We start from the raw sequence: 19,595 nt of genomic DNA, 5'->3' as shown, positions 1-19,595 counted from the left end.
GCCGCATACGGCGGCGGATGTCATCCAGATGGGGGCTTCAACAAGGATTTCAAGTGCTTAGGAAAATCGAACGGTACTTGCCCGCCAATGGCACCTGCTATTGGACCGGAAACAGTGAAAAGAGAAGCGCGTTTCACTCGACCGGCTCAGGGCTCCAGCAACTCCACGTCGGACACCTCTTCGACATCGAAACTGAAGCTGGCGGCCCCTGCCCCGCCCAGGTTACGACGAATGAGGATCCGGCCATCGCGATCCAGCCCGGCGAAGCGGCCTTCGGCGGTGCTGCCACGCACTGTGTACACGCGCATGCTGAGCTCCTGGTACTGGCTGGGGGTATTCAGCAAACGTTGCAGTGAGAAACGCAAGCGACGATCCGCCGGACCGGAGGCGTCCGCGACAGGCGCAAGCTCCTGTGCCCCGCTCGGCGCTTCAGGTGCCACGCTGGGAGTCGTCAATGGCGGGAAACTGTCATCGCGCACACGCCAGCCCCGAGCCTCGCTCTTGGCCAGCTGCAAGGGCAGTTGCTGAACCTGGCCGTCGACACGGGCCTCCACGTCCAGATCCAGCTCGCGCGCCGGCAGGCTGACCGCTGGCAGTTGGGCCAGCTCTACGTTATGGGTGGCGAAGCGCCGCTGCAGGTAGTCACGAATCACATGGGCCAGGGTGTCGCGAGAGTCGTAGGTGGTATCCACCCGTCCATCTCGGTAGCGCAGGCGGTCGGTAAAGACCTCCAGATGGCCCGTGAGTGTAGTGGCGAACTTCGGCGGCAAGACCAGATGGAAGTCGCCGGCCAGACGGTTTGGCGCCACGGGCTGCAAGTCCAGATGCAGGGTGTAGCCACGGGGGATACGCCTGGCCTCCGGTAGTTCCTGCTCCGGTAGCAGCCAACTGATCTCGACTTCTGGTTGCGGTCCAGGGTCCTGGGGCAGCACGTCCAGGCGCAAGGCCCCCTTCGGCAGGTTGCCGACACGTATGGTCAACTCGCGACGGGCGTAGAAATCCTGCCCCTCGCGCAGACTGAGAATGCCGTCCACCAGTTCGGCCTGTAGCGGCGAGAACCGCTGGCCGTTGAGCTCACCGTTGAGACGGATATCCAGTTCTGACACAGCCTGCGGCTCATCACCCAGCCAGCGAAGGCTGATGATCGCCTGCAGCCGCTCCGGGTCCTGCGCGGCCAACATCGTCAACCCCACCACCAGCGGAATGAAGCCCATCGCGCCCAGGGCCACAGCCTTGCGCGCGGTGCGCCAATGATTGAGCACATAGGCCAGCGTGACCGGCGGCAACAAGCTGCCAAAGCCCCAGAGCAAACTGGTACCAAAGGCGAGCATCACCAGCCAGACCAGGCCGGTGACGATCAGCAGCAGGCCACCAAGTATCAGTAACGCAACCATCGGACTTTCCTTGAGAGCGACCGGACCCTACTGGCGCACCTCAGGGTTCGTCGACCTTGAAGTGGGCGCGTGCCGTGGCGATGGGTTCGGTCTGGGTGGTCTGCCAGGCAGTGATGGCGACGTTGGCTACGCGGCGGCCTTGTCGCCAGACCTGGCACTGGACGAAGGTGTCACGATAGTGTCCGGCGCGCAGGTAATCTATCGAGAAGTCGATGATTTTGGGCATATGTGGCGTGCCCATGAACATCAGCAGGTGAAGCATGGCCGCATGCTCCATGAAACCTGCGATCACCCCGCCGTGGATGGCCGGTAGGGTCGGGTTGCCGATGTTGTCCTTGCTCGCCGGAAGACGGAACACCATGTCATCCCCCAGGCGCAGGCATTCGATGCCGATCAGCTTGGCGTAGGGGATCATGCACACCAGCGAGTTGTAGTCATTCTTCTCGTGGGCCTCGCGCACCATGGCGTTGAAGTCGAGGCTCATACCGCACCTCCCTGCTTCAACTGGCCGGGCTTGCCCATGCGCATGAAGGCGCCGACCACATGGGCGATGGGCTGGGCCGGGTCGTCCTGATACGCATAGCCACGGGTGAAGATGACGTTGGGCGTCACCCGGTAGCACTCGGCGAAGCCGAATACGTCCTTGTGCGGCTCGGCCGGGTGCATGTAGTCGATGCGCAGATCCAGGGTCGGGCAGATTTCGAACTCCGGCAGTACGCAGACCGTGGAAATGCCGCAGGTGGTGTCCATCAGGGTAGTGATGGCGCCGCCATGGATCACGCCGGTCTCCGGGTTGCCGATGATCTGGGCGCTGTAGGGCAATTTCAGGGTCAGGCCTGCCGGTGTGGCGTCATGCACGCTCAGGCCGAGCACTTGGCAATGGCGCAGCGCGGAAAGAAAGCGCTGTGCCCGTTCGATAAGTGAATTGTCCGACATGACTACGACCTTGGCGGAGGGTGGCGAAGGCCGGAATCATACCCTGCTGGAGGGGCCTTTCGCGCCGTAAGCAATCGCTCAGCGACGGGCTTTTTCGGCTGCCGACCGCCCTGCCGGAATATCCTTCAGGAATTAATGCATTTTTCGCGCGAAAACATTGAACTTCGAATAAGCTCACACGTTCAAACGGCTATCGATGAGGAAAGCCACACATGGAGGCTCTATTTATGAAGAAAACCCTGTCTCTCGCCCTGCTGCTGGCCGCCAGCCTTGGTCTCGCTGCCTGCGACAAGAAGGAAGAGGCCCAGGCCCCGGCTGCACCGGCAACCGAATCCCAGCCGAGCGCGCCCGCGCCCACCCCGACCCCGGCTCCGGAGGCCACCCCGGCTCCGACCGAGCCCGCCCCGGCCGCTCCTAGCACTGCGCCGGCCGAGCCCGAGCAAAGCCAGTAAGCATCCAGCCTCCTGGAACGACAAGGCCCGCATTCGCGGGCCTTGTCGTTTCTGGCGTCAGAGTGCCGGACTGAGCATCAACAACAGGCAGCAGAGCAGGCCGACGAACCAGACCAAGCTGCGCAGGGTGGCCTTGTCGTTCCAATAGAGGAACAGGTAAAGCACGCGCGACACGATGAAGATGATCGCCAGCAGGTCGACGAAGTAGCCGTGGGTCTGGGTGACATGGGACATGAGCACACCGGCGGCGAACAGCGGGAAAATCTCGATGCTGTTCTGATGCGCCGCCACAGCCCGCGCACCGAAACCAGTCAACCGTGCCTGCTGCGCACGTGGATGACGGTTGTCGTAGCCCTTCCCTTCTTCACTCATGGCTTTGGCCACGGGCGCCTTGGCCACGTAGATGAGCAAGGCCGCGATGAACAGGCACCAGAACGGAATACTCATTCGACCTTCTCCTTGGGCGCTTCCAGCGCGTGAGTTGGGGTGTAGACCATCACATCCAGTACATCGGAATGGAATTCGCGGCGGTAAAGCACCAGCACAACACCCGTGGTCGCAATGATGAAAAACCAGGGATTGATGAACCAGGCCAGCATGGCCAAGCCGAAATAGTAGCTGCGCAAGCCGAAGTTGAACTGGTTGGCCGCCAGGGAAATCACCCGCGCGGTACGCTCGGCGAAGGCCTTCCTCTCCTGCTCGCTGACGTGTTTCTCTCCGATCATCGGCGCCGATCCCACGAGGATGGCGGCGAAGTTGTACTGACGCATGCACCAACTGAAAGTGAAGAAGGCGTAGACGAAGACGACGGCGAGGCCTAACAGCTTCAACTCGGAAATACTGCGGCTGGCAGCCTGCACGAACGGCAGGTCGGCCAGCACCGACACCGCGCGATCAGTGGATCCGAACACCGTGAGAATGCCGGCCAGGATGATCAAGGTACTGGAGGCGAAGAACGAGGCATTGCGCTCAAGGTTGCCGATCACACTGGCGTCGGCGATACGGTTGTCGCGCAGCAACAGGCGACGCATCCAGTCCTCGCGGTAAAGATGCAGGACCGAAGCCAGGCAGGCGGTGTCCTTGCCTTTCCAGATGGCGTAGCGGGTGTACCCCACCCAGCAGGTAATGAACCAGAGAATGGCCACCAGATGAGGCCAGTTGCGCAGAATGGTCGACATGCAAATTCCTTGTAAGAACGCGGCGAATTATAGCGATCCATGGCCATGACAACACGACACGTGCAATGCACTACCAGGGGGAAACACGCAGCTCATTCGACCGGTACCCGGGTCGGCAAGCTGCGCCGGGAGACCTGAGCGGACGGAACTCCTGAAGTGGGATTCCGGCGCACTTTACGAGATCCGATGGCAAAGCAGGCGCCTCTCCTCCCCTTTAACCCGGCGCCACGAAAAAGGCCGCCTTTCGGCGGCCTTCCTCGATCCGGCAACGGTCAGACAGGGCTGGTGACAGCGCGTGCCATAACACGGTCGGCCACCATCGAGATTCCCAGGACAACCAGCACCGGTACCAGCCAGCCGAGGCTCTGATGGGCTAGCGGCATCTGGCCAAACAACGCAGGAACAACGTCTTTGAACCCTGCGACTGCGAAGCCATCGGCCACGCCGAAGACCAGTGCGATGGACATTGTCGGGACGAAGACACGACGCGGGTCGACCCAGAGCTTATCCAGCAGGCTGAGGGCAATGAGGACGATGGCCAGCGGGTAAAGCCCGACCAGCACCGGCACCGACAGACTGATGAGTTGGGTCAGACCCTGGTTGGCCACTAGGAGACTGAACAGACCAAACGCCAGGACCACCGTGCGATACGAGAACGGCAGCAACTTGCTGAAGAACTCGCCACAGGCGGTGAGCAAGCCGACCGCGGTGGTCAGGCAGGCCAGGGTGATGACCACGGCCAACAGCAGGCTGCCCGCAGTGCCGAAGGTGTGTTGCACGTAGGCAGTGAGGATCTGCACACCGTTGTGCGCTTCGCCGGCGATACCCTGGCTGGTCGCGCCAAGATAAAACAGCGCCAGGTAAACCAGCGACAGGCCAAGAGCGGCGATGGCGCCAGCTATCACAGAGTAGCGGGTCACCAGCCGCAGGTCCTGGACGCCGCGGTCGCGAATCGCGGTGGCAATCACGATACCGAAGACCAGGGCGCCAAGCGTGTCCATGGTCAGGTAGCCCTGCAGGAAGCCCTGAACGAAGGGAGCGGCCTGATAGTCGGCAGCCGAAGTGCCGATCGTCCCAGCGGGGGCGAACAGCGCGGCGCCACCCAGCACCAACAGTGCAGAAAGCAGAACCGGCGTGATGAATTTACCGATGCTATCCACCAGTTTGCCCGGGTTCAGGGCAAGGATGAGCACGGCAGCGAAATAGGCAGCGCTGTAGAGGAACAGGGCAACGCCGCTATCGCCGGTAAAGGGGGCAACGCCCATTTCAAAGGACACCACAGCGGTTCGCGGAGTCGCGAACAGCGGGCCGATGGCCAGATACACGGCAACTGCCAGGAGTAGGCCGGCACGCTTACCGAGCGGCGCGGTCAAGCGATCCATGCCACCCCCTACGCGAGCCAGGGCGACGACGGTAAGCAGCGGCAAGCCAACACCCGTCAGGAGGAAGCCCAACGCAGCACGCCAGACGTTATCACCCGCAGCCATGCCAGCGCTGGGTGGGAAGATGATGTTTCCTGCGCCAAGGAAAAGCGCAAAGGTCATAAAACCAAGGGCAACGAGGTCCGAGCCTTTCAATCGAATCATGAGGGGAAGTACCACAGGCAGAATTTCATACGTTCCGAAGGGTTTCCCTTGGGGTTTGGGGAAACGTCATCCATCCGTTTGGGATTGATCGCTGTTGCCCGCCTCGGCTCTTTTGAAGCTTTGAAAGCGGGATAGGTGCAACCCTACCGATTTTACTGTGCCAGGCGCCTGACGTGGATCAGGCTGTCGGAGTAGCAACCATTTCTGTCGCTTAACCGACAAGCGGTTACACCAAGCATGAAAAAGGTTGCACCAGAATCGAGTAGAAGGCGGGGTCACCCCCCGCCGTCCTCTCACACCACCGTACGTACGGTTCCGTATACGGCGGTTCAGGTCATGCGAGTGAGCGGGTTAACCGTATCCAGTATCGAGATCAATCCAAGCTGATCCCACAGTTTCTTCGGTAGCGCCCGATTCATGTGGGGTGCTCCCGAATTCCACCATGGACCACAGCCATTAGAGGTGGATTTACGGGCCTTAGCATCGTCAAGCCCTAGACGCATTAGATTGCGTGCCCTCGTCGAGGGCCGCTTCCATTGACGCCACAGGGCACAGCGAAGCTTGTGCCTGATCCAGCCATCCAGATCCTCCAGCGGTCGCTTGCTCTGGCTCAGCTTGAAACAGCCAGCCCAGCCACGCAGCACCGGGTTGATCCGCTCGATGACGCTTGTCATCTTTACGTCGTAGCGTTCCGTGCAAGTATTGGGCTTTGGTAGTCATTGCGACCTTACCCCGCTACGCCGCCTGATCCGCTTCCTGTTCGTCAGGCCAGCAGTTTGCCTTGGGCTTCCTTCCGATTCGCAGTCACCCGCGACACCCTTGCCCCTGGCTAACACTTCCCCTTGCCGGGTGTGTAGAGGGCTTTCACCTCCAAGTCACCCGCTCAGCCACCACAGCCAAACGGGTTGCGCTTACGTGCAACGCGCCATGCCTGGCGCACAACGACAAAGGCCACCCCGAGGGGTGGCCTTTGCTTGCGTCAAGATGCCTTAGGCGTTCTTGACTTCCCAGCCTGTCAGCTCGGCCAGGGCCTTGCCGATGTCGGCCAGCGAACGCACGGTTTTAACACCAGCGTCTTGCAGCGCAGCGAACTTCTCGTCCGCAGTGCCTTTGCCACCAGAGATGATGGCGCCGGCGTGGCCCATGCGCTTGCCGGGCGGTGCGGTCACACCAGCGATGTAGGACACCACCGGCTTGGTCACGTTGGCCTTGATGAAGGCAGCAGCTTCTTCTTCAGCGGAACCGCCGATCTCGCCGATCATGACGATGGCTTCGGTCTGCGGGTCTTCCTGGAACAGCTTCAGGATGTCGATGAAGTTGGAGCCCGGGATCGGGTCACCGCCGATGCCCACGCAAGTGGACTGGCCGAAGCCGGCGTCGGTGGTCTGCTTCACGGCTTCATAGGTCAGGGTGCCGGAACGCGACACGATGCCTACTTTGCCCGGCAGGTGGATGTGACCCGGCATGATGCCGATCTTGCACTCGCCGGGAGTGATCACGCCCGGGCAGTTCGGGCCGATCAGGCGTACGCCCAGCTCGTCACACTTGACCTTGGCGTCCAGCATGTCGAGGGTCGGGATGCCTTCGGTGATGCAAACGATCAGCTTGATGCCGCCGTTGGCCGCTTCCAGGATCGAGTCCTTGCAGAAGGGAGCCGGAACGTAGATGACCGAAGCTTCGGCGCCAGTGGCTTCAACGGCTTCCTTGACGGTGTTGAACACCGGCAGGCCCAGGTGGGTGGTGCCGCCCTTGCCGGGGGTCACGCCGCCAACCATCTTGGTGCCGTAGGCGATGGCTTGTTCGGAGTGGAAAGTACCCTGGCTACCGGTGAAGCCTTGGCAGATGACTTTGGTGTCTTTGTTGATCAGGACGCTCATTACTTGCCCTCCGCCGCGGCCTTGACGACTTGCTGTGCAGCGTCGGTCAGGCTGGTCGCCGCGATGATGTTCAGACCGCTCTCGGCCAGTACCTTGGCACCGAGGTCAGCATTGTTGCCTTCCAGACGAACCACGACCGGAACCTTCACGCCGACTTCCTTCACGGCACCGATGATGCCTTCAGCGATCATGTCGCAGCGGACGATGCCGCCGAAGATGTTCACCAGAACGGCTTGAACGTTGCTGTCGGAGAGGATGATCTTGAACGCTTCGGTCACGCGCTCTTTGGTTGCACCGCCGCCAACGTCAAGGAAGTTGGCCGGCTTGCCGCCGTGGAGGTTGACGATGTCCATGGTACCCATGGCCAGGCCGGCACCGTTGACCATGCAGCCAATGTTGCCTTCCAGGGCGACGTAGTTCAGCTCCCACTTCTGCGCATGGGCTTCACGAGCGTCGTCCTGGGACGGGTCGTGCATGGCGCGCAGCTTGGGCTGACGGTACATGGCGTTGCTGTCGATGTTGATCTTGGCGTCCAGGCAATGCAGGTTGCCGTCAGCCTTGATGACCAGCGGGTTCACTTCCAGCAGGGCCAGGTCGTAGTCCTGGAACAGCTTGGCCAGGCCAACGAAGATGTGGGTGAACTGCTTGATCTGGTCACCTTCCAGGCCCAGCTGGAATGCCAGCTCACGGCCCTGGTAGGGCTGAGCACCGACCAGCGGGTCGATGGTGGCCTTGAGGATCTTCTCGGGAGTGTCGTGAGCTACTTTCTCGATGTCCACGCCACCTTCGGTGGAAGCCATGAACACGATACGGCGGCTGGAACGATCTACCACGGCGCCCAGGTACAGTTCCTTGGCGATGTCGGTGCAGGATTCGACCAGGATTTTGCTGACCGGCTGACCATTGGCGTCAGTCTGGTAAGTCACCAGGCGCTTGCCCAGCCAGTTGGCTGCGAACGCCTTGGCGTCTTCCTTGCTCTTGACCAGCTTCACGCCGCCCGCTTTACCGCGGCCGCCAGCGTGGACCTGGGCCTTCACAACCCATTCGCTGCCACCGATTTTTTCGCAGGCTTCTGCGGCTTCTTCCGGGGTGTCTACGGCAAAGCCCTTGGATACGGGCAGGCCGTATTCAGCGAACAGCTGCTTACCCTGATACTCGTGGAGATTCATGCTTGTCTACCGTCTTCGTTTAGGTATTGCGCATTCGGCGCTGCATTCGTGGTGCCGCGCCACCTGTGACTGCTGATGAAGGCAGTCCGGCGGGCTTTCCGCGGTGAGCCTCGCCCTACTGGGCGATGCTCACGACGGGCCACCCGCCGTGGTTCTTCGTCCTGCACGAGTTCGCGCGCGACCCGTGCAGGGGTTATTGCTTAGCGCTTCTTGCGGTTGGCGATGTGAATGGCATGGCCATTCACCGCGAGGGCCGCTTCGTGCAGCGCTTCGGACAGGGTCGGGTGCGAGAAGACCATCATGCCGAGGTCTTCGGCACTGGTGCCGAATTCCATGCCGATGGCACCTTGCTGGACCAGTTCGGCAGCGCTTGGGCCAATAACGTGGACGCCCAGTACGCGGTCGGTCTTCGCATCGGCGATGACCTTGACGAAACCGGCGGTGTCGTTGGCAGCCATGGCGCGGCCGCTGGCAGCGAACGGGAAGGTGCCGACGTTGACTTCAACGCCTTCGGCCTTCAGAGCCTGCTCGGTCTTGCCAACCCATGCGATTTCCGGGTGGGTGTAGATGACCGACGGAATCAGGTCGTAGTTCATCTGGGCTTTGTGGCCGGCAATGCGCTCGGCGACCATGATGCCCTCTTCCGAAGCCTTGTGGGCCAGCATGGCGCCACGCACCACGTCGCCGATGGCGTAGACGCCCGGAACGCTGGTCTTGCAGTAGTCATCGACAAAGATGAAACCGCGCTCGTCCAGGGTCACACCGCTGTCTGCGGCCAGCAGGTCGGTGGTCACCGGGCGACGGCCCACTGCCACGATCAGCTTGTCGAAGGTTTCTTTCTGCTCGCCGTTGGCGTCGGTGAAGTTCACAGTGACCTGCTTCTTCTTTACTTCCGAGCCGGTCACGCGAGCACCCAGACGAATCTTGAGGCCTTGCTTGGTGAGGACCTTCAGGGCTTCCTTGGAAACCTGCTCGTCAGCAGCCGGGAGGAACTTATCCAGCGCTTCGATGACGGTCACTTCAGCGCCCAGGCGGGCCCAGACGGAGCCCAGTTCGAGGCCGATAACGCCGGCGCCGATCACGCCCAGCTTCTTCGGAACGGTCTGGAAGTCCAGGGCGCCGGTGGAGTCGACGATCACGTCCTGGTCGACCGGGGCCGGCGGGATGTCTACCGGTTTGGAGCCGGAAGCGAGGATCACGCTCTCGGCCTCGACGATCTGTACCTTGCCGTCGGAGCCGGTCACTTCGACCTGCTTGTTGGCTAGCAGCTTGCCGTGGCCTTCCAGCAGGGTCACACCGTTGGCCTTGAACAGGGTGCTCACACCGCCGGTCAGGTTCTTAACGATGGTGTTCTTGCGACCAACCATAGCCGGTACGTCGATGGTGACGCCCTTGGCTTCGATACCGTGGATTTTGAAGCCCTCAACGGCCTCATGGTACTTGTAGGAGCTGTCCAGCAGCGCCTTCGACGGAATGCAGCCGACGTTCAGGCAGGTGCCGCCCAGAGCGGTCTTGCCTTCCTTGTCCTGGTACTTCTCGATGCAGGCGGTTTTCAGGCCGAGCTGAGCTGCCTTGATGGCGGCAACGTAGCCGCCAGGGCCCGCACCAATCACTACCACGTCGAATTTCTGGGTCATAACTCATTCCTTCTCATATGAAACCGGACGACCCCTGCAAGGGGGGCCGCCGTAAAGAGAGACTGCCGATCAGATGTCCAGCAGCAGACGAGCCGGGTCTTCCAGCAGGTTCTTGATGGTCACCAGGAAGCTTACAGCTTCCTTGCCATCGATCAGGCGGTGGTCGTAGGACAGAGCCAGGTACATCATCGGGCGGATAACAACCTGACCGTTGATGGCCATCGGGCGCTGGATGATGTTGTGCATGCCAAGGATGGCGGCCTGCGGCGGGTTGACGATCGGGGTCGACATCATCGAGCCGAAGGTGCCGCCGTTGGTGATGGTGAAGGTGCCACCGGTCATCTCGTCGATGGACAACTTGCCCTCGCGGGCCTTCTTGCCGAAGGTCGCGATGCCGTTCTCGACTTCGGCCAGGCTCATCAGCTCTGCGTTGCGCAGGACCGGAACCACCAGGCCACGGTCGCTGGAAACAGCTACGCCGATGTCCTGGTAGCCGTGGTAGACGATGTCGTTGCCGTCAATGGAAGCGTTGACCGCCGGGAAGCGCTTCAGCGCCTCGACGGAAGCCTTGACGAAGAAGGACATGAAGCCCAGGCGCACACCGTTGTGGGTCTTCTCGAACAGGTCCTTGTATTTCGAACGCAGTGCCATGACTTCGGTCATGTCAACTTCGTTGAAGGTGGTCAACATGGCCATGGTGGACTGGGCTTCGACCAGACGCTCGGCAACCTTGGCACGCAGGCGGGTCATCGGTACGCGCTTCTCGACGCGGTCGCCAGCGGCGAAGACCGGAGCCTCGGCAGCCGGAGCGGCGGGCTTGGCAGACGGAGCAGCAGCCGGAGCGGATTTCTTGGCTTCAACGGCAGCGACCACGTCTTCCTTGGTCACACGACCGCCTTTGCCAGTACCGGCAATGCTGTTCGGGTCGATGCCGTTCTCTTCAGCCAGCTTGCGGGCGGCCGGAGAGAGGATGGCGTCGTCGGCAGCAGCGGCAGCCGGAGCAGCAGCCTGGGCAACCGGAGCGGCGGCAGCAGCGGCCGGGGCGGCAGCAGCGGCGGCGCCCGCGTTCAGCTTGCCGAGCAGTTCGCCGCTGAGGACGGTGTCGCCCTCGTTCTTGACGATTTCAGCCAGGACGCCGTCGGTTTCCGCGAGGACTTCCATGACCACTTTGTCGGTTTCGATGTCGACAATCAGTTCGTCACGCTTGACCGCATCGCCCGGCTTCTTGTGCCAGGTAGCCACAGTGCCGTCGGCAACCGATTCCGGGAAAGTGGGGGCTTTGATCTCGATAGCCATTCTGTAGGGTTCCTATCTAATTCGGTTTCTTCTGCGCGAAGGCGTTAAACAGTAAATGCATCTTGCAGCAGTTTTTCCTGCTGCTCGGCGTGCATGGAGGCATAACCGCAAGCCGGAGCTGCCGAACCTTCACGACCGGCGTACTCGAGGAACAGGCCCTTCTTGTGAGCCGCCGCGACACGACGCATGTGGTGCTGGCTGCAGTACCAGGCGCCCTGGTTCATCGGCTCTTCTTGGCACCAGACGATGTGCTTGAGGTTCTTGTACGGAGCCAGTACCTCGGCCAGATCGTCCTCGGGGAACGGATACAGCTGCTCGATACGCACGATGGCAATATCTTCGCGGCCTTCGGCACGACGCTTCTCCAGCAGATCGTAGTAGACCTTGCCACTGCACAGGACCAGACGGTCGACCTTCTTCGGATCGATCTGGTCGATCTCGCCGATGACGGTCTGGAAGGAGCCTTCGGCCAGATCTTCCAGGGTCGAGATGGCCAACTTGTGGCGCAGCAGCGACTTCGGAGTCAGGGCCACCAGCGGCTTGCGCAGCGGACGGATCACCTGGCGACGCAACATGTGGTAGACCTGAGCCGGGGTGGTCGGCACGCAAACCTGGATGTTGTGCTCGGCGCACAGCTGCAGGTAGCGCTCCAGACGCGCGGACGAGTGCTCCGGACCCTGGCCTTCGTAGCCATGCGGCAGCAGCATGGTCAGACCGCAGAGACGGCCCCACTTGTGCTCACCGCTGGTGATGAACTGGTCGATTACGACCTGGGCGCCGTTGGCGAAGTCACCGAACTGGGCTTCCCAGATCACCAAGGCGTTCGGCATGGTGGTCGAGTAACCGTATTCGAATGCCAGTACGGCTTCTTCCGAGAGGTAGGAGTCGTACAGTTCGAACTTGGGCTGCGCGTCGAACAGGTGTTGCAGCGGCAGGTGGGTACTGGCGTCCTTCTGGCTGTGCAGCGCCGCGTGGCGGTGCGAGAAGGTGCCACGACCAACGTCCTGGCCGGTGATGCGCACCGGATGGCCTTCGAACAACAGAGTGGCGTAGGCCATGGTCTCGGCGTAGCCCCAGTTGATCGGCATTGCACCCGCGCCCATCTTCTGGCGGTCTTCGAGGATCTTGGCGACCTGGCGCTGGACCACGAAGCCTTCGGGGATCTCCAGCACCTTGGCAGAAAGTTCCTGCAGGGTCTTGAGCTCGAAGCGGGTGTCGTGGCGAGCAGTCCAGGCATGGCCCAGATAAGGGCGCCAGTCAACGAAGAGCTCCTTGTTGGGCTCCTTGACCAGGCTCTTGACCACGTGCTGGCCGTTGTCCAGAGCGGTACGGTACTCGTCGACCTTTGCCTGGATGGCGGCGGTGTCGAGCACACCGGAGGTGCTCAGAGCATCGGCATACAGCTCGCGGGTGGTGCGCTGCTTGGTGATCTGCTGGTACATCAACGGCTGGGTGCCATTCGGCTCGTCAGCCTCGTTGTGGCCGCGACGGCGGTAGCAGACCAGGTCGATGACCACGTCACGCTTGAACTGCATGCGGTAATCGACAGCCAGTTGGGTGACGAACAGCACTGCTTCCGGATCGTCGCCGTTCACGTGCAGGATCGGCGCCTGGATCATCTTGGCGACGTCGGTGCAGTACTCGGTGGAGCGCGAGTCTTCCGGACGGCTGGTGGTGAAGCCGACCTGGTTGTTGATCACGAGGTGGATGGTGCCGCCCGTCTTGTAACCACGGGTCTGCGACATCTGGAACGTCTCCATGACCACGCCCTGGCCAGCGAAGGCCGCGTCGCCATGGATGGAGATGGGGAGTACCTTGTCACCGGTTTTGTCCTGACGACGATCCTGACGGGCACGCACGGAACCCTCGACCACCGGGGAAACGATTTCCAGGTGGGACGGGTTGAACGCCAGGGCCAGGTGAACTTCGCCACCCGGGGTCATGACGTTGGAGGAGAAGCCCTGGTGATACTTCACGTCACCGGAAGACAGGCCCTCGGTCTTCTTGCCTTCGAACTCGTCGAACAAGTCGCGTGGATTCTTGCCGAAGGTGTTGACCAGAACGTTCAGACGGCCGCGGTGGGCCATGCCGATGACGATTTCCTTCAAGCCATAGGAGCCCGAGCGCTGGATGATCTCGTCCAGCAGCGGGATCAGGCTCTCGCCACCCTCCAAGCCGAAACGCTTGGTGCCCGGGTACTTGGTGCCCAGGTACTTTTCCAGGCCTTCGGCAGCGGTCAGACGCTCAAGCAGGTGACTCTGAACTTCCGGCGAGAATGCCGGACGACCGCGCACGCTTTCCAGACGCTGCTGGAACCACTTGCGCTGTTCGGAATCGACGATGTGAGTGAACTCCGCGCCGATGGTGCGGCAATACGTCTCGTTGAGGGTCTGCTGAATCTCACGCAGAGTAGCCTCTTCTTTGCCGATGTAGAGTTCACCCGTGCGGAAGGTGGTATCGAGGTCGGCATCGGTCAGTCCGTAATGACGGATCGACAGGTCAGCCGGAGCCGGACGCTGCCACAGACCAAGCGGATCGAGCTTGGAGGCCTGATGGCCGCGCATGCGGAAAGCCTGGATCAAGCGCAGGACTTCAACCTGCTTCTTTTCGTGTTCACTGCTTACAGCACCAGCGGAAACCGGCTGAGCGCGGCGCTGGTTCTTGGCGAGCAGAACGAAATGATCGCGGATAGTGGAGTGCGAAACGTCGGTGGCAAGATTGCCGTCGGTCGGCAACTTCTGGAAGTAGGTGCGCCACTCTTCGGGCACAGCGTTGGGATCGTGCAGGTAGAGCTCATAGAGCTCTTCCACATATGCAGCGTTACCACCGGATAGGTGGGCGCTGTTCCACATGCGCTGCATTTCGCTTTCTTGCATGCTTTGTCACCCTCGATAAGGGGACGCCATCGGCATGGACACCACTAGGGCTTAGAAGTCCTGGCACAGCGACTTCGGTAAGCCACCAAGGATCCCGCTGATAGTCCGGGCACCAGCCCGGTTGCCCCTGCTGGTCATCTATATATTTTTCAAATAAGGAACACGGCTTTGTGAGCTGCGCTCCTGGTTTTACTGCGGCACCAGCCAGGCCGGTGCCGCAGGTGTTACGGGTACCGCAATCGAATCAGGTACCGCTCTGCAGCAGCATGGTGCGTACGTGACCGATTGCCTTGGTCGGGTTCAGACCCTTCGGACAAACGTTCACGCAGTTCATGATGCCGCGGCAGCGGAACACACTGAACGGGTCATCCAGCGCAGCCAGGCGCTCTTCGGTCTTGCTGTCACGGCTGTCGGCCAGAAAACGGTAGGCCTGGAGCAGTGCAGCGGGGCCGAGGAACTTGTCCGGGTTCCACCAGAAGGACGGGCAGGAGGTCGAGCAGCAAGCGCACAGGATGCACTCGTACAGACCGTCCAGCTTCTCGCGCTCTTCCGGAGACTGCAGTCGTTCGATGGCCGGAGCCGGCGTATCGTTCTGCAGGAAGGGTTTCACCTTCTCGTACTGCTTGTAGAAGATGCTCATATCAACGACCAGGTCACGAATGACCGGCAAACCGGGCAGCGGGCGAATCACCAGCTTGCCGCCCTTCAGGCCGGCGGCGGACAGCGGAGTGATGCACGCCAGGCCGTTCTTGCCGTTGATGTTCATGCCGTCGGAACCGCAGACGCCTTCACGGCAGGAGCGACGGTAGGAGAAACCCTCGTCCTGCTCCTTGATCAGCGCCAGTACGTCGAGGACCATCACGTCCTTGCCGTCGGTATCGATCTGGAAATCCTGCATGGTCGGAGCGCTGTCGCGCTCCGGGTTGTAGCGATAGACGCTGACAGTGAGAGTGTTGGACATGTCGGCCACCCTTAATAAGTACGTACTTTGGGTTCGAACGCCGGAACGGTCTTCGGCGCGAAGTTGACGGCGCGCTTGGTAACGCGCTTATCACCCGGGAAGTACAGGGTGTGGCACAGCCAGTTCTCGTCGTCGCGGTCTTCGAAGTCTTCACGGGCATGAGCACCACGAGACTCCTTGCGGACTTCCGCGGCGATCGCGGTAGCCTCGGCGACTTCCAGCAGGTTCTGCAGCTCGAGCGCTTCGATGCGCGCGGTGTTGAAGGCCTGGCTCTTGTCGTTGATCTTGACGTTGGCGATGCGCTCACGCAGGTCGGCCAACTGGGCAATGCCCTTCTGCATGTATTCGCCGGTACGGAACACACCGAAGTAGTTCTGCATGCACTGCTGCAGCTCGCGCTTCAGCGGGGCAACTTCTTCGCCGCTGGTGCGCTCGTTGACGCCGGACAGACGCTTGAGCGACTGCTCGATGTCGGTTTCGCTGGCGCCGCGCGCCTCGATACCTTCCTTGAGTGCCTTCTCCAGGTGCAGACCGGCGGCACGACCGAACACAACCAGGTCGAGCAGCGAGTTGCCACCCAGACGGTTGGCACCGTGTACCGATACGCAAGCCACTTCGCCCACTGCAAACAGGCCTTCGACGATGGTGTCGTTGCCGTTTGCGTCCTGAGTGATGGCCTGGCCATGAATGTTGGTGGCAACGCCGCCCATCATGTAGTGGCAAGTCGGGATAACCGGGATCGGCGCGACGACCGGGTCGACGTGCGCGAAGGTCTTCGACAGTTCGCAGATGCCGGGGAGACGGCTGTGCAGAACTTCCTCGCCCAGGTGGTCGAGCTTCAGCAGTACGTGGTCCTTGTTCGGGCCCACGCCATTGCCGGCGATCACTTCCTTCACCATGGAGCGGGCGACCACGTCGCGGCCAGCCAGGTCCTTGGCGTTCGGAGCATAGCGCTCCATGAAGCGTTCGCCATGGGCGTTGATCAGGTAACCACCCTCACCGCGGCAACCTTCGGTCACCAGCACGCCGGCGCCGGCGATACCGGTCGGGTGGAACTGCCACATTTCGATGTCCTGAACCGGCACGCCTGCACGCAGGGCCATGCCCACGCCGTCACCGGTATTGATCAGGGCGTTGGTGGTGGAGGCGTAGATACGGCCGGCACCGCCGGTGGCCAGAACCACGGCCTTGGAACGGATGTAGACGGTTTCACCAGTCTCGATGCAGATCGCGATGATGCCCACCACGGCGCCGTCCTGGTTCTTCACCAGATCTACGGCATACCACTCATTGAGGAACGACGTGCCGCTCTTCAGGTTGGCCTGATACAGGGTGTGCAGCAGGGCGTGACCGGTACGGTCGGCCGCAGCGCAGGTACGGGCAGCCTGGCCGCCCTTGCCGAAGTCCTTGGACTGACCGCCGAACGGACGCTGGTAGATGCGGCCCTGCTCGGTACGGGAGAACGGCAGGCCCATGTGCTCCAGCTCGAACACGGCTTCCGGACCAACGGAGCACATATATTCGATTGCGTCCTGGTCACCGATGTAATCGGAACCCTTGACGGTGTCGTACATGTGCCAGCGCCAATCGTCATTCGGGTCGGCCGAAGCAATTGCGCAGGTGATGCCACCCTGGGCCGAAACGGTGTGAGAGCGAGTCGGGAACACCTTGGTCACAACGGCGGTCTTGTGGCCGCCCTGAGCCAGTTGCAGCGCAGCACGCATGCCGGCGCCGCCGCCACCTACGATGATGGCGTCGAAAGAAAGAGTACGAATGCTAGCCATGGATCACACACCCCAGAGAATCTGCACGCCCCAGACGAAGAACGCGAACATTGCAATGCCGCATACCGCCTGGAACAGGAAACGCACGACAGTCGCCGCCTTGCCCAGCGCCATCGGCGTCAGGTAGTCGGTGGAGATGGTCCACATGCCGACCCATGCGTGGACGCTCAGGGCGACCAGGGCAAGCAAGCTGAAGATGCGCATCGCGGTGTGGGAGAACAGACCGTGCCAGTCGGCGTAGGTCAGACCCGGACTGAACAGCAGGTAGCCCAGCAGGAAAAGGAAATAAGCCGCGAGAACGACCGCAGAAACGCGCTGGGCCATCCAGTCATAAAGGCCCGAACGCGAGAAGTTCGTAACGTTGGTTACCATATCCACACTCCCAGCAGCACGATCAGCACCGCAGAAACTACGATGACGATTTTCGAGCCCAGCTTGCCGCCCTCGAGCGTCTCGCCGACGCCCGCATCCATTACCAGATGGCGCACACCGGCAACCAAGTGGTAAAGCAGTGCGGACAGGAGGCCCCAAACCACCAGCTTGGCCAGCGGACTGGTCAGGCACGCCTTGACCTGCTCGAAGCCTTCCTCGGAGCTCAGCGACTTGTCGAGTGCGAACAGCAGCACGGCAATGCCGAAGAAGAGGATGACACCAGAGATACGATGCAGGATGGACGTGTAAGCAGTGATGGGGAGTTTGATGGTCCTGAGATCTAGGTTTACAGGTCGTTGGCTATTCACGGCTTTTTTTTCACACTGAGGCCCCTAACTAACAGGGCAAGTTGTCGGGAAGTGCACTGATCAGGTACCCCTCACCAAAGGGAGTGCCGACCTCCAGAATACGGGCTTAAGGCCCCTGGCGATCGGGCGCTGAGTATAGACAGTTAGCTGACTAATGACAATGCGAACACCTGCCCCTAAAAGCGGATTGCACTGCCTATATAAAAGGCGTAAGTAGCCCCTCTTTTTTCGCCGAAAAACCCACGCAAACCCCACTGCCACATGGGTTTCTTCAAATTGACATTCGAATTTATACCTCTATAGTGTCCCGGGCCCTGCGTGGGGGGCTGTCTGATGATTTCAAGCATAACTAGGAGGCCGCTATGGCTGACAAAAAAGCGCAGTTGATCATCGAGGGCGCAGCCCCCGTAGAGCTGCCCGTTCTGTCCGGAACCATGGGACCCGATGTAGTCGATGTGCGGGGCCTGACCTCCACGGGCTGCTTCACCTTTGATCCTGGCTTTATGTCGACCGCCTCTTGTGAGTCGAAGATCACCTACATCGACGGCGACAAGGGCGTACTGCTGCACCGTGGCTATCCAATCGAACAGCTGGCAGAGAAATCCGACTACCTGGAAACCTGCTACCTGCTGCTGAACGGCGAGCTGCCGAACGCTGAAGAGAAGGCCAAGTTCGTTGGCACCATCAAGAACCACACCATGGTTCACGAGCAGCTGAAGAGCTTCTTCAACGGCTTCCGTCGCGACGCCCATCCGATGGCGATCATGTGCGGCGTGGTCGGTGCCCTCTCCGCCTTCTACCACGACTCCCTGGACATCAATAACCCGCAGCACCGCGAAGTCTCGGCGATGCGCCTGATCGCCAAGATGCCGACCATCGCGGCGATGGCCTACAAGTACTCCATGGGCCAGCCCATGATGTACCCGCGTAACGACCTGAACTACGCGGAAAACTTCCTGCACATGATGTTCAACACCCCGGCCGAGATCAAACCGATCAGCCCGGTACTGGCCAAGGCCATGGATCGCATCTTCGTCCTGCACGCGGACCACGAGCAGAACGCATCCACCTCCACCGTACGCCTGGCCGGCTCGTCCGGCGCCAACCCCTTCGCTTGCATCGCAGCCGGCATCGCCGCCCTCTGGGGCCCGGCACACGGTGGCGCCAACGAAGCCGTGCTGAGCATGCTGGACGAGATCGGAGACGTTTCGAACATCGACAAGTTCATCGCTAAAGCGAAGGACAAGAACGATCCGTTCAAGCTGATGGGCTTTGGCCACCGCGTGTACAAGAACTTCGACCCGCGCGCCAAGGTCATGAAGCAGACCTGCGACGAAGTCCTGGCTGAGCTAGGCATCAACGACCCGCAGCTGGAACTGGCCATGAAGCTCGACGAGATCGCGCGTAACGATCCTTACTTCAAGGAGCGCAACCTCTACCCGAACGTGGACTTCTACTCGGGTATCATCCTGAAGGCCATCGGCATTCCGACCAGCATGTTCACCGTGATCTTCGCCCTGGCACGCACCGTCGGCTGGATCTCGCACTGGAAGGAAATGCTCTCCGGCCCGTACAAGATCGGCCGTCCGCGCCAGCTCTACACCGGCTACGAAAAGCGTGACTTCGTCTCGCTGGACGGCCGCAAGTAAGGCTGACTGCACCATGAAAAAGGCTGCCGATCGGCAGCCTTTTTTATTTCAACTTTGTCT

17 protein-coding genes and 1 pseudogene are annotated in these 19,595 nt (G+C 61.1%); 2 read left to right on the top strand and 16 right to left on the bottom strand.

From position 1 onward, the window contains the following. Positions 1-146 precede the first annotated feature (146 nt). From AAHM40_RS17390 to AAHM40_RS17380, 3 genes are read right to left on the bottom strand one after another with little or no spacing between them, the layout of a single operon-like run. Entirely contained in the window at positions 147-1,394 is a 1,248-nt protein-coding gene (locus tag AAHM40_RS17390) for an MFS transporter (RefSeq protein WP_342245759.1), read from the bottom strand. Between the two features lie 40 nt (positions 1,395-1,434). Next, positions 1,435-1,878 (bottom strand): PaaI family thioesterase, encoded by a 444-nt coding sequence (locus AAHM40_RS17385; RefSeq protein WP_342245758.1) that lies wholly within the window; start codon positions 1,876-1,878, stop codon positions 1,435-1,437. Continuing rightward, positions 1,875-2,330 (bottom strand): PaaI family thioesterase, encoded by a 456-nt coding sequence (locus AAHM40_RS17380; protein WP_342245757.1) that lies wholly within the window; start codon positions 2,328-2,330, stop codon positions 1,875-1,877. The genes AAHM40_RS17385 and AAHM40_RS17380 overlap by 4 nt, the downstream gene beginning before the upstream one ends. Positions 2,331-2,557: 227 nt before the next feature. On the opposite strand from AAHM40_RS17380, the gene AAHM40_RS17375 reads away from it, so the two are divergent. Continuing rightward, positions 2,558-2,782 (top strand): hypothetical protein, encoded by a 225-nt coding sequence (locus tag AAHM40_RS17375; protein ID WP_342245797.1) that lies wholly within the window; start codon positions 2,558-2,560, stop codon positions 2,780-2,782. Positions 2,783-2,839: 57 nt separating this feature from the next. Here AAHM40_RS17375 and AAHM40_RS17370 read toward each other — a convergent pair whose 3' ends face one another. The 13 genes and pseudogenes from AAHM40_RS17370 to sdhC form a co-directional block, all read right to left on the bottom strand. After that, entirely contained in the window at positions 2,840-3,229 is a 390-nt protein-coding gene (locus tag AAHM40_RS17370) for an MAPEG family protein (protein WP_342245756.1), read from the bottom strand. Continuing rightward, on the bottom strand, positions 3,226-3,960 hold the full coding sequence (locus AAHM40_RS17365) for a DUF599 domain-containing protein (protein ID WP_028629426.1): 735 nt from the start codon (positions 3,958-3,960) through the stop codon (positions 3,226-3,228). Before AAHM40_RS17365 ends, AAHM40_RS17370 begins: the two co-directional genes overlap by 4 nt. Before the next feature lie 272 nt (positions 3,961-4,232). Next, positions 4,233-5,546 carry a branched-chain amino acid transport system II carrier protein gene (gene brnQ, locus AAHM40_RS17360; protein WP_342245755.1) on the bottom strand — a complete coding sequence of 438 codons (1,314 nt, stop codon included), beginning with the start codon at positions 5,544-5,546 and terminating at the stop codon, positions 4,233-4,235. Between the two features lie 329 nt (positions 5,547-5,875). Continuing rightward, positions 5,876-6,226: pseudogene (locus AAHM40_RS17355) on the bottom strand (group II intron maturase-specific domain-containing protein); the annotation flags it as partial. 309 nt (positions 6,227-6,535) lie between these two features. After that, positions 6,536-7,423, bottom strand: coding sequence for a succinate--CoA ligase subunit alpha (gene sucD, locus AAHM40_RS17350; RefSeq protein ID WP_028629428.1), 888 nt, complete (start codon positions 7,421-7,423; stop codon positions 6,536-6,538). Continuing rightward, positions 7,423-8,592 carry an ADP-forming succinate--CoA ligase subunit beta gene (gene sucC / locus AAHM40_RS17345; RefSeq protein WP_028629429.1) on the bottom strand — a complete coding sequence of 390 codons (1,170 nt, stop codon included), beginning with the start codon at positions 8,590-8,592 and terminating at the stop codon, positions 7,423-7,425. The genes sucD and sucC overlap by 1 nt, the downstream gene beginning before the upstream one ends. A 200-nt stretch (positions 8,593-8,792) precedes the next feature. Then, positions 8,793-10,229, bottom strand: a complete 1,437-nt coding sequence (gene lpdA / locus AAHM40_RS17340) for a dihydrolipoyl dehydrogenase (RefSeq protein WP_342245754.1) — start codon at positions 10,227-10,229, stop codon at positions 8,793-8,795. Between the two features lie 69 nt (positions 10,230-10,298). After that, on the bottom strand, positions 10,299-11,525 hold the full coding sequence (gene odhB / locus AAHM40_RS17335) for a 2-oxoglutarate dehydrogenase complex dihydrolipoyllysine-residue succinyltransferase (protein WP_342245753.1): 1,227 nt from the start codon (positions 11,523-11,525) through the stop codon (positions 10,299-10,301). Between the two features lie 44 nt (positions 11,526-11,569). Then, positions 11,570-14,401 carry a 2-oxoglutarate dehydrogenase E1 component gene (locus tag AAHM40_RS17330; protein ID WP_342245752.1) on the bottom strand — a complete coding sequence of 944 codons (2,832 nt, stop codon included), beginning with the start codon at positions 14,399-14,401 and terminating at the stop codon, positions 11,570-11,572. A 244-nt stretch (positions 14,402-14,645) separates the two neighbouring features. Beyond that, positions 14,646-15,362: a succinate dehydrogenase iron-sulfur subunit gene (locus tag AAHM40_RS17325; RefSeq protein WP_342245751.1), complete on the bottom strand. Its 717-nt coding sequence runs from the start codon at positions 15,360-15,362 to the stop codon at positions 14,646-14,648. An 11-nt stretch (positions 15,363-15,373) separates the two neighbouring features. Further along, positions 15,374-17,146, bottom strand: coding sequence for a succinate dehydrogenase flavoprotein subunit (gene sdhA, locus AAHM40_RS17320; protein ID WP_028629434.1), 1,773 nt, complete (start codon positions 17,144-17,146; stop codon positions 15,374-15,376). Between the two features lie 3 nt (positions 17,147-17,149). Next, positions 17,150-17,518 carry a succinate dehydrogenase, hydrophobic membrane anchor protein gene (gene sdhD / locus AAHM40_RS17315; RefSeq protein WP_028629435.1) on the bottom strand — a complete coding sequence of 123 codons (369 nt, stop codon included), beginning with the start codon at positions 17,516-17,518 and terminating at the stop codon, positions 17,150-17,152. Beyond that, a complete protein-coding gene (sdhC, locus tag AAHM40_RS17310) occupies positions 17,512-17,886 on the bottom strand; it encodes a succinate dehydrogenase, cytochrome b556 subunit (RefSeq protein WP_028629436.1) in 375 nt (124 codons plus the stop codon). Before sdhC ends, sdhD begins: the two co-directional genes overlap by 7 nt. A 362-nt stretch (positions 17,887-18,248) precedes the next feature. Between sdhC and gltA the strand changes: the two genes are divergently transcribed. Next, positions 18,249-19,535, top strand: a complete 1,287-nt coding sequence (gltA, locus tag AAHM40_RS17305) for a citrate synthase (protein WP_028629437.1) — start codon at positions 18,249-18,251, stop codon at positions 19,533-19,535. Positions 19,536-19,595 lie beyond the last annotated feature (60 nt).

The sequence above is a fragment of the Pseudomonas sp. OTU5201 genome (assembly GCF_038440135.1).
Taxonomy (GTDB): Bacteria; Pseudomonadota; Gammaproteobacteria; order Pseudomonadales; family Pseudomonadaceae; genus Metapseudomonas; species Metapseudomonas resinovorans.
Note: the sequence above shows the minus strand (reverse complement) of the source record. Positions and strands in the feature narration are given on the sequence as shown.